This window comes from Frankia sp. CgJB1, assembly GCF_977947065.1.
Genome location: NZ_CDWTNB010000150.1, coordinates 1 through 9,895 on the forward strand (window position 1 = coordinate 1; position 9,895 = coordinate 9,895).

The window sequence follows — 9,895 nt, forward strand, 5'->3', positions numbered from 1 at the left end:
CCCAGACCTTCTTGTCCCAGCTCTCCTTCTCCCAGAGAATCTTGGTCCAGTGCTCCTTGACGACGTGCTTGGTGACGCGCTTGTCCTTCGGGCCGTCGTGACCATCGGAGGCCAACGCGCTCGTGGCCGCGGGCCCCGCGGCGACAACCAGAGCCGCCGTCGTGGACAGAGCGACAACTGCGGCTTTTCTCCTTGCGGAACTTCCCATGACTCCCCCATTGCTAGCGGAAAATGACCAAATGCTGTCGGCAGTGGAGGCCATTTCGGTCAGCGAGGACCGAAATCGGATCACCGACCGAACTCGAGCGATCCGCACTCAGGCTGATTTCCGCGGAGAAACACGCTTCCACGCAAATGACACAGCCCGCCCCGGGATCTTGGGATCTTCCCCTCCCGGCACCTCCGACTACGGAGAGTAGCTTCGACGTTGCCAATAGGTGGGAGGCGCGCATGATCGACTCGGGTGAGTCCATCCGGGTGGCTCCAGCGGAGCCCTCGGCGGCGACACCACCTGACGGATCACCTGACAGCCCCACGATGGGGCGCCGATCGGCAGGCATCGGCATCGGCCGGCCCGTTCGTGGCGGGGTTACTGTTCGCCGGCTGTTCCGAGCGGCATCGAAAAACTGGTAGAAATTGCACCCGCCAACTCGCCGATCATAATCGATCGGTAATTGACCGATATTCCTGGCGGCAGCGCGACAACCTCCCTAGGCTGCCTTCATGACGGGTTACCATCTGGCCCAGGTGAACATCGCCCGACTGCTCGCGCCGCCCGGCTCCTCCGCGCTGACCGACTTCGTCGCCGGTCTCACTCCCACCAACACGCTCGGCGACGGGCAGCCTGGCTTCGTCTGGCGCCTGCGGGCCGAGGATGGCGACACCGTCGTACGCACGTTCGTCTGGGAGGGCGACGGCGACCATGCGATCATCGTGAACCTGACCGTCTGGGAGTCGGTGGAGGCGCTGGCCAACTTCGTCTTCCGTAGCGGCCACGGGGCGTTCCTACGCCGTCGGCGCGAGTGGTTTCATCCCACCCAGCGGACGACCAACGCCCTGTGGTGGGTACCCGCCGGGCATCGGCCGGGGACGGACGAGGCCGAGGACCGGGTTCGTCACCTGCGGGCCCACGGTCCGACCGCCACCGCCTTCACGTTCCGGCTGACGTTTCCACCGCCGGACCGGCGGATCTCCCTGGTCCCGGGAAGCGGCCCGGAGAACACCGCCGAGCAGCCAGGCCGAGCGGCACCGAGAAACGCGGCGGCCGGAGGATGATCCGGCGATGGGCTCCCGCGCCGAGGACGTGAAAAAATATGCTGGAAAGATGTACGGAAAATACGCGTGAAACCCTTTTCAGGGGACGGTCGGGTCGGTGTGGTCGATCCAGTTGGACAGAATGGCACCGAAGACGGCCGGATCCTCCGCACGGTTCCAGAACGCGGTGGCGGCCTGGACCGCGGTGGCCCCGGCCAGCAGGTAGTCGGCGACGTCGCGCCCGTCGGTCACACCCCCGACCCCGACGATGTCCACACTCTCCGGGAGCAGGCGGCGTAGCTGGCGCACCTGACCGAGCCCGACGGGCTTGAGCGCCGGCCCGCTCATACCGGCGAGCTCGACGTCGACGACTGGTCGGTGCGCCTCGTCGACGGCGAAGGCGTTGGGGAAGGTATTCACCGCCGTGACGAACCGCGGGCCACCGGGACGCGCGGCGACCTCATCGATCACCGTTGCGAGCTCCGCCAGAGCCGACGGATCGGAGAACGGCGAGATCTTGACTCCGTAGGGGACGCGTCGGGCCGGATCGGCACCAGCCTGCGCCACCAGCGTGTCGCCCACCGCCGTGCAGATCGTCGCGGTGTGCCCGGGATCGAAGCAGGCGATGCGCTTCTGCGTTCCGCCGTCCCAGACGTTCGGGCAGGCCAGGTTCAGTTCGATCAGATCGACCCCCGTCCGCGCCACGACCGCGGAGATCTCGCGGTATTCGTCGACACCGAACCCGGCGACGCTGACGGTCAACGGCTTGCCCGCCAGGTGAGCGCGCCGCACCATGCCGGGCAGATGCGCGGCATAGTAGTCCAGTCCGCGGTTGGGAAGCCCGAGCGCGTTCAACGAGTAGACTCGGCCGGGCCAGTAGACGTTGCCGGAGTTGCCTGACCGCGGTTCTCTGGTGATCGAACCAACGACGATCATCGAGACCGCCGACCGGGCGAACGTTTCGACATCCTCGGCGGTCTTGCAAGTGCCGGCCGCGTTCATGATCGGATGTTCCAGGGAGACACCGCACAGACCGCTCATGACCCCACCCTAGGGTTTTCGCCTGGATCAGGTTCGTGACCGGCAATCGATGATCCGGGTCGCCACCCTCATGCCACGGCGGAGGTTTTTCCGTGGCGCGCCCGCAAACGGTCGATGGCCTTCTGGTAGACTTTCTCGCGCAGGGCGGCAATACGCAACGGCTCGAGCTCGGCGGTGCCGACCCGACCGCGGGCACCCACCGTCTCCGCGAACTCCGGGTCGGTGAGGAAGAGTTCCAGGGCGTCGGCGAGTGCGGGGGCGTCCTCCGGCGGGACGACCGTGCCGCCCTTCCATTTCGCCACCCAGGTGGCCACTCCGGTTGTCGCGGTCGCGACGACCGGGCGTCCCGAGGCCATTCCCTCGAGACCCGCGATGGAGAAGCTCTCGAACCGGCTCGGCACGACGACCGCCCGTGCCTCCTCATAGGCCTTGACCAGCTCGGGACGGGTCAGGTGGCCGGCGAAACGGCAGGTGACGCCGAGTTTGACCGCCTGCTGCTCCAGCCAGGTCCCGGTCGCCACACCCTCGATCGTGCCCGAGGACTGACCGGCGAAGACCACCGTCGCCTCGACACCCCGTTTCTTCAGCAGCGCGGCCGCCTCGATCAGGACATCCAGCCCCTTGCGCCATTCGAGCCGTCCGACGACGAGCAACGTCGGGTCGGTGTGCTGGGGCGACGCCACCTCCATGTACGGGGACCGGTCGAACGGGTAAGGAATGACGTCCGCGTCGGTATCCCTATCCAGCCAGCCGAAACCGCGCAGCGTGGTGACGATCAGCTCGGAGGGAGCGGTGCGCGCGTCGGCGCGCAGAGCGGAGAACCGGTCGATCCGGTCGGCCACCGCGCCCCTGCCGTGCAGCCGGCCGTCCCGCAGGCGCACATCCATCATCGTCGGGGTGTGCAGGTGGATCACGAGGGGGATGTCGCGGCGCAGGGCGGTACGCAGGCCCCGGGTCTCGCCGTCCTGAGTCTCGATCACGTCGGGACGCAGACCGAGACGACACAGCCAGAAAGCATAGGAAACCGCGAGAACGAACCGCAGGGAGAGCGAATCGCGAGGGTGGTTCTCCCCCTGGAACGACCGGCCGAGTGGGCCGAGAAACCTGGTGACGGGCAACCGCAGGAGAGGCCGCCGGTGCACCATCACCCCGTCATGATCCTCATCCGTGCGGTAGCGTCCCTGCGCGCAGAGGATATGAACCCGATGACCGAGCGCGACCAGTGCGTGAGCGATGTCGTGTGTATAGACTCCCGCCCCGTCCCAGATGATCGGCGGATACTGCTCGCACAAGAAGACGATCTCCATGCCCAATCCCCCACCGCGAGCGAACTTCGGTCAGCTCACCTTATCGCCACGATAACCGGTTGCTGCGGAGGTTTTGGATTTGCGACCACTCGCGCCGCGCCGGCCCACAGATAGGGGTATAGGATTCGGAATGAAATAACTTGTTCACTTCGGGGTCCTCGTGAGCCCGTGACCTGCGAAGACGCATATTGGCTTGCATTAATTACTTCATTACGAATTCATAGCGACTTCCCTCGCGGCCCGGCTCGCGAGGGAGGTCGCCGGGATACCTGGTCCGGGGCGTGGGCTACAGGGACGGACTGACCACTCAGCCGCGTAACGGCATGGACCGGCCGGTCCTGGAACCGTGCGCCGGCGGGACCCCGGCGCCGTACAGCCGCGGACCCGACAACCCTCCCGAACCCGAACCGGTGGCCGGCCCTGGCCCGGCACCCGTCGGCCGGGTGACCTTCGGTTCGATCCGGCGCAGCATGACGGCCGTGAGGATCAATGCCACGACACCGATCAGCACGCAGATCACGATGTCGAGGACCCAGATCGCCACGCTGTGCTTCCACAGCCCGTCGGCCGGGTCGGTCCGCAGGGTCTCGTTACCGAACTTGCTGACGTCGTTAAGATCGTCCGTGGACGCCAGGGCCGCGAACCCCCAGCGGGCCGGGACGAGCAGGCTGATCTGCTCCAGCACGGGGCGCCCGACCAGCGAGGTCAGTCCCCCGGAGAACACCAGCTGACCCATCGTGACCAGGACCAGGATCGGCATGGTCTTGTCCGCGTTGTCGATCAGCGTCGAGACCAGCAGACCGATCATCATCGAGGCGAGCGCCGCGACACTCACCGCGATCAGACACTCCAGCACCGGCGAGCCGAGCACGACCGCCCTCGGCGGGGTCCGGCCCACCAGCCCGATCAGGGTGAAGACAAGACACTGGGCGGTGGTGATCCCGGTCAGCAGAATGATCTTTGATCCAAGGTAGGCGGTGTGGGACAGCCCGATCGTGCGTTCCCGCCGGTAGATCGGCCGCTCCTTGACGATCTCCCGGACCGAGTTGGCCATGCCCATGAAACAGGCGCACAGCACCAGGACGAGGAGAACCTTCGTCGCGTCGGTGTTCGGCGCCTGGGGTAACGCACGCAGCCCGTCCGGGGCGCGGATCACCTGTGGGACGACGCCGAGCAGGAACGGGAAGGCAATGATCAGCCGTAGGTACGACCGGTCGGCGAGCACGACCCGCCAGTACCGTCGGGTCAGCGTCGCGAGCTGGGCCCGGACCGGCTGCTGGCGCACGCTGGGCAGCTCCGGCGGTGCCTTGCGCACCGCGGGCGCCACGACCGCGGAGGGTACGAAGAACTCCGAGTCCCGGAACCGCTCCGCCATCTCCTCACCCGGAGTGGCCTCGAGCTCGCGGAACACCGCCGCGAACTCGCGGAAGTCCTCCTTGCCGAAAAACCGCAGCGCCCCGTCCGCAGGCCCGAAGTAGGCCACGTGCCCGCCGGGCGCGAGCACGAGGATGAAGTCGCACAGGTCCAGGAACAGCACACTGTGAGTGACGACGATGACGGTCCGGCCGGTCTCGTCGCCGGAGCCGGCGCCGCCGCCCTTCGCCAGGCCCCGCAGGGTTTCCATCACAGACTGGTCATTGGCCGGGTCCAGGCCGGAGGTCGGCTCGTCCAGGAACAGCAGAGAGGGCCGGGTGAGCAGCTCCAGCGCGACGCTGGTGCGCTTCTTCTGGCCGCCGGAAAGCCGGAGAAGACCGGTGTGTTGGCGTGCGCGGTCAGTCCAAGCTGGCCGATGACCTCCTCCACCCGGGCCCGCCGCTCCTCGGCGGTGGTGTCGGCGGGGAAACGCAACTCCGAGCCGTACAGCAGAGCCTCACGCACGGTCAGCTGATCGTGCAGCGGGTCGGCCTGCGGCACGTACCCGATCCGGCGTCGCAACTCGTCATACTCGGCGTAGAGGTCACGTCCCGCGTAGATCACCGATCCCCGGTCCGCCGGTCGGAAGCCGGTGAGAGCGTTGAGGAGCGTGGACTTGCCGGCCCCGCTCGGTCTGACGACGCCGAGCAGGGAACGGCCCGGCAGCCGGAAGGTCATGTCGTGCATGAGCTGCTTGGTGCCGGCCCACACCGACAGCGCCTGCGCCTCGAAGGCCACGTCACCGGAGTCGACGTATTCGACGAGCGAGTTTCCCTCGAGCTGGAACAGATGATGGCCGATGGCGATGATGTCGCGTTGCATCACCCGCGCCCGGGTGACCCGGTGACCGTTGACGAAGGTGCCGTTGGCGGAAGCGAGGTCGACGAGCTCGACACCGGCCACCGAGATGTGCAGCTCGGCGTGATGGCGGGACGCGAGCAGGTCGCCCACGTTGATGTCGTTGTCGCGGGACCGGCCCATCCGCACCCGTCCGATCGTCAGCGGATGCACGCGCCGCCGGTCGTGCACGATCGTCGCCTGCCCCACGGCCGAGTCGGGCCCGCCCGACTGCGCAGGCGCCGCTGGGACGGGCGCCGCCGGGATGGGCGCCGACGCAGCGCCCGGCGCCGGTTCGGACCACCATTCCGTGCCCGGCACCGCCGCGCCCGGCGACGGCGACGGCGGGCCGGCAAGGGGGATGGGTGCCCCGCCCGGGCTATGGGTCGGCGCGGTCGGCGGGATCATCGGCGGGGCCGGACGCAGAACGAGCACCACCTCAGGTCCGTCCACCGCGCCGAGCCGGAGCTCCCCGGAGACGGCAAGACCGCCCACACGGCAGCCATCCCGCCAGAGACCGTTGGCGCTGATGTCCTCGATCCGCCATCCGCCGACGTCGGGATGCAGCACCAGATGCCGGCGCGACACCCGGCCATCGTTGATCACAATATCGGCCGTACGGGCCCGCCCCACCACGACCGGCTTGTCTCCGGTGAGCGTCGCCTCCCCCGCGGGGGTGGTGACGTGAAGCGGGGTCGGAACCACCAGCACTCTCCCTCGCTCCTTCGATCGCCAGACGCACCATAGTGTTGCCTGTGCAGAGGGAGTTTTCCCGCCCCTTCCGCAACATGTCCGAAAGCTGACGGCCACGAGACGGCGCCACGACGGGTTGGAGCGTGCTGGATCCGGACACCGACCGGTCCGGGGAACGAGGAAATGCGGTGGGCGGGTGGTGGAAATCGAATCAGTTCCAGCGGGCCGCACGGGTGCCGCCGTCGGGTAGGCGGGCGGAACCGACGGCCTGACCGCGGTTGTTGACCGCCACGGCGCGGCTGGTGCCGCCGCCGAAATCGCCCAGGAGCACCATCCGACCGTGGGACCAGCGGAATCCGTGCTCGGCGCCGTCGGGCGTACTGCTGACGCCAACGATGTCGCCACGGTCGCTGATCGCCGCCGGCGTGCTGGAAGGGCCGCCGAGGGTGCCGAGATCCGTCACGCGGCCGTCCTCCCAGCGGAAGCCGCGACCGCCACCGTTGCCGTCGAACGTCGAACCGACGACCTGCCCAGCGTCGTTGATCGCCGTCGCCAGGGTGCCACGACCGCCCAGCGCGCCAAGATCGATGATCCTCCGACCCCGCCAGACGACCGCGTGCATCGTCCGATCGGCGGTCTGGGCCCAGCCGACGACGTCCCCACGATCGTTGATGTCGGCGGCCCAGCTCCCGACACTACCGGGCAGGTCGGGCAGATCGGTCCACCGCCCTCGGGTCCACCGGGCGGTGCGGGAACGGCCCCCCTCGTCCACCCGAACGGCGACCTGTCCGCTGTCACTCACCGCCACGGCAAAGCTGGCGGCACCCGACGGCGCGCCAAGATCGACGGTCCGGCCACGCCACCAGCTCACGGCACGAGGCGGCGCGGTGAACGTGGTTCTGGTCCCGACCACCTGGCCGCGCTCGTTCTGGTCCTCGACCCGGAAATCGAGATCGACGAGAACGCCGCCGGGCCGGAACACGAATCCGGTGTCGGGGGCGCCGCGGTGGGGGCGGAAGCCTGTCACCTGGCCGGCGTTGCTGATCCGCGACGGCCCGGGGGCCCCGTCCGGCAGCGCCGTCACCGCACTCTCCGACCATCGCAGGCCGTGGAGGTCGTAGGAGCCCGCGGAGCCGATGCCGACGACCTCTCCCCGATCGTTGATCGCTGTCGCCGTACTGAACAAGTACCCGGATGGAAAGCCCAGATCCACCGGCGCAACCGGTCCACCCGGGACCGCGTGCCGTCGCGCCGCGGCGCCGTTCGCCGAAACCATCGCCAGGATGAGGGCGGCAGCCATCGTGCCCGCCATGGTCGCCGCCCATACCGCCCGCATCATCGCCCTTCCGCAGGGGCCGGCCATGCTCCGGGAACGCCGTCCCGGACGTACCTCGAAGCCACGACATGAAGTGAGGCAAGTATTACGTTCCGCATCGACATCGGTGCCGTCGACTCGGCGTGGGCTCGACGACCGCGTGGTCCTTTCGTGGTCCGGAGGCGATCGAGCCGCCGGTCACGGCGTTTAGTGAGACGTCGGTGCCAGATACCGAAGAAAAACCACATTGTCGAGTTGTCGGACCTCGACGAGGCGAAGGGGCGAGCGGACGTCGTTGGGGAAGACCCCCGGTCCCACAAAGGTCGGCGCATCGCGCTCGCCGACGAAGAACGGGGCGACGGTAAGATGCAGCTCGTCGACCAGGCCGGCGGTGAGGAAGGCCGTATGCAGCGAGGTACCACCCTCCACCAGCAGCCGGCGGACGCCACGCCGGGCGAGATCGGTCAGGATGGCGGCGACCTCGACCCGGGGCCGACCGGGAAGTTCGACCAGGATGACGCGCGCGGTGAAGGTGGCGCGTTCGGTGCGGGCAGCGGGCGCGGTGCGGATCGCCGCCGACGCCGATTGCGGCGTTGACAGCTCGGGAGACGAGGTCGGCGCGGCGATCGCCAACGATGATCCGGCCCGACGGTAAATGATCGTCTCGACCGGGTCGGTGGTGAACAGCCGAGCGCTCGGGTCGAGATCTCCCCCGCCGGACAGCACGACCTTGATCGGCGTGGGCGGACGCCCGGCCGCCTCCCGCGCCGCCCGACGGTGCTGCGCGCGCACGGCGAGGCGGGGATTATCCCGCCGGACAGTGGCCGCGCCGACGAGGATCGCGTCACAGCCGGCACGCACCTCGTCCACCCGGTCGAGATCGGCGGCACTGGAGAGGATCAGCCGCTCATCCGAGCTATCGTCGATGTGCCCGTCCAACGACATCGCGCAGCTGCAGATGACGTACGGCCGGCCAGCAACAGCGCCTCGGCCCACAGCGTCATTGTCGACACGCCGGCTCATTCCCATGACGACCATCATCCCAGACCCGACATGCCCAGCAGACCTGTCGGACCCTGGGACTACCGTCAACAGATGTGCGGATCGCGACGTGGAACATCAACTCTGCGAAGGCTCGGCAGGCCCGCCTGATCGAATGGCTCGACCGGGCCGAGCCGGATGTGGTGTGCCTGCAGGAGACGAAGCTGTCGGACGACGCCTTCTTGGAGCTGTTCGACGAGGATCTGTTCCGCCGGGGCTACCGGGTCGCCCATCACGGCGACGGCCGGTGGAACGGCGTGGCGATCCTGTCGCGAGACACCCTCGACGACGTCGCGCGGGGTCTTCCGGGCGCTCCGGGCTTTCCCGGTCCCGAGCCTCGCGCCATCGCCGCGACCTGCGGCGGCATCCGGATCTGGTCGCTGTACGTACCCAACGGCCGGACCATCGACGACCCTCATTACGCCTACAAGCTGGCCTGGCTCGCCGCGCTGCGCGAGGTGGTGGCCGAGGCCACGGCCCAGGGCGCGGTGATGGCGTTGGGTGATTTCAACATCGCGCCAACGGATGCCGACGTCTGGGACATCACCCAGTTCGAGGGCGCCACCCACGTCACCCCGGCGGAACGCGCGGCACTCGCAGAACTCGTCAACGCCGGGCTCATCGATGTGCTGCGGGCCCGCTGGCCCGACGACGCCGTCTACACCTACTGGGACTACCGCCAACTGTGTTTCCCGAAGAACCTTGGGATGCGCATCGACCTGGCTCTGGCGACCGCCGACGTGGCGGGCCGCGTGCGCGCGGTCTGGGTGGACCGAGCAGCCCGCAAGGGTGTCGGGACGAGCGACCACGCTCCCGTCATCGTCGATCTGGACACCGCGCCGGACGGCGACATCGGGCCGATGGTGCCGCCTCCATCGAGTGGTAGCTCGGCCGGACGGTCCGCCCCGGGACAGACCTCCTCCGCCGGCACCGGACCGCGCCGCCGCTGAGCCGGGCGGTCCCGGCAGGATCGACCGGTCCGGCGGGGTATGCC

The 9,895-nt window shown here is 68.6% G+C and carries 6 protein-coding genes and 2 pseudogenes; 2 read left to right on the forward strand and 6 right to left on the reverse strand.

The window, feature by feature from the left end; all coding sequences use genetic code 11:
* Positions 1–208, reverse strand: a pseudogene (locus AC08OT_RS15665) (hypothetical protein); the annotation flags it as partial.
* A gap of 515 nt (positions 209–723) precedes the next feature.
* On the opposite strand from AC08OT_RS15665, the gene AC08OT_RS15670 reads away from it, so the two are divergent.
* A complete protein-coding gene (locus AC08OT_RS15670) occupies positions 724–1,275 on the forward strand; it encodes a DUF3291 domain-containing protein (RefSeq protein ID WP_462188297.1) in 552 nt (183 codons plus the stop codon).
* 78 nt (positions 1,276–1,353) lie between these two features.
* Here AC08OT_RS15670 and AC08OT_RS15675 read toward each other — a convergent pair whose 3' ends face one another.
* The 5 genes and pseudogenes from AC08OT_RS15675 to AC08OT_RS15695 all read right to left on the reverse strand — a co-directional run bounded on the left by AC08OT_RS15675 (position 1,354) and on the right by AC08OT_RS15695 (position 8,883).
* The gene (locus tag AC08OT_RS15675; protein WP_462188303.1) at positions 1,354–2,295 is read right to left on the reverse strand and encodes a beta/alpha barrel domain-containing protein; all 942 of its coding nucleotides are present in this window, start codon (positions 2,293–2,295) and stop codon (positions 1,354–1,356) included.
* Positions 2,296–2,363: 68 nt separating this feature from the next.
* Complete coding sequence (locus AC08OT_RS15680) at positions 2,364–3,602, reverse strand: glycosyltransferase family 4 protein (protein WP_476592686.1); 1,239 nt, start codon at positions 3,600–3,602, stop codon at positions 2,364–2,366.
* Positions 3,603–3,909: 307 nt separating this feature from the next.
* Positions 3,910–6,557: pseudogene (locus AC08OT_RS15685) on the reverse strand (ATP-binding cassette domain-containing protein).
* A 199-nt stretch (positions 6,558–6,756) separates the two neighbouring features.
* Positions 6,757–7,881 (reverse strand): hypothetical protein, encoded by a 1,125-nt coding sequence (locus tag AC08OT_RS15690; RefSeq protein ID WP_476592685.1) that lies wholly within the window; start codon positions 7,879–7,881, stop codon positions 6,757–6,759.
* 186 nt (positions 7,882–8,067) lie between these two features.
* Positions 8,068–8,883 (reverse strand): RibD family protein, encoded by an 816-nt coding sequence (locus AC08OT_RS15695; RefSeq protein ID WP_476592684.1) that lies wholly within the window; start codon positions 8,881–8,883, stop codon positions 8,068–8,070.
* Between the two features lie 74 nt (positions 8,884–8,957).
* Here AC08OT_RS15695 and AC08OT_RS15700 point away from each other — a divergent pair, with 74 nt between their 5' ends.
* Positions 8,958–9,851: an exodeoxyribonuclease III gene (locus AC08OT_RS15700; protein ID WP_476592683.1), complete on the forward strand. Its 894-nt coding sequence runs from the start codon at positions 8,958–8,960 to the stop codon at positions 9,849–9,851.
* Positions 9,852–9,895: the final 44 nt, after the last annotated feature.

Coding starts and splice junctions, on each gene's coding strand:
- AC08OT_RS15675 (WP_462188303.1), bottom strand. CDS start 2,295: ATGAGCGGTCTGTGCGGTGTCTCCCTGGAACATCCGATCATGAACGCG.
- AC08OT_RS15695 (WP_476592684.1), bottom strand. CDS start 8,883: ATGAGCCGGCGTGTCGACAATGACGCTGTGGGCCGAGGCGCTGTTGCT.
- AC08OT_RS15680 (WP_476592686.1), bottom strand. CDS start 3,602: ATGGAGATCGTCTTCTTGTGCGAGCAGTATCCGCCGATCATCTGGGAC.
- AC08OT_RS15690 (WP_476592685.1), bottom strand. CDS start 7,881: ATGCGGGCGGTATGGGCGGCGACCATGGCGGGCACGATGGCTGCCGCC.
- AC08OT_RS15670 (WP_462188297.1), top strand. CDS start 724: ATGACGGGTTACCATCTGGCCCAGGTGAACATCGCCCGACTGCTCGCG.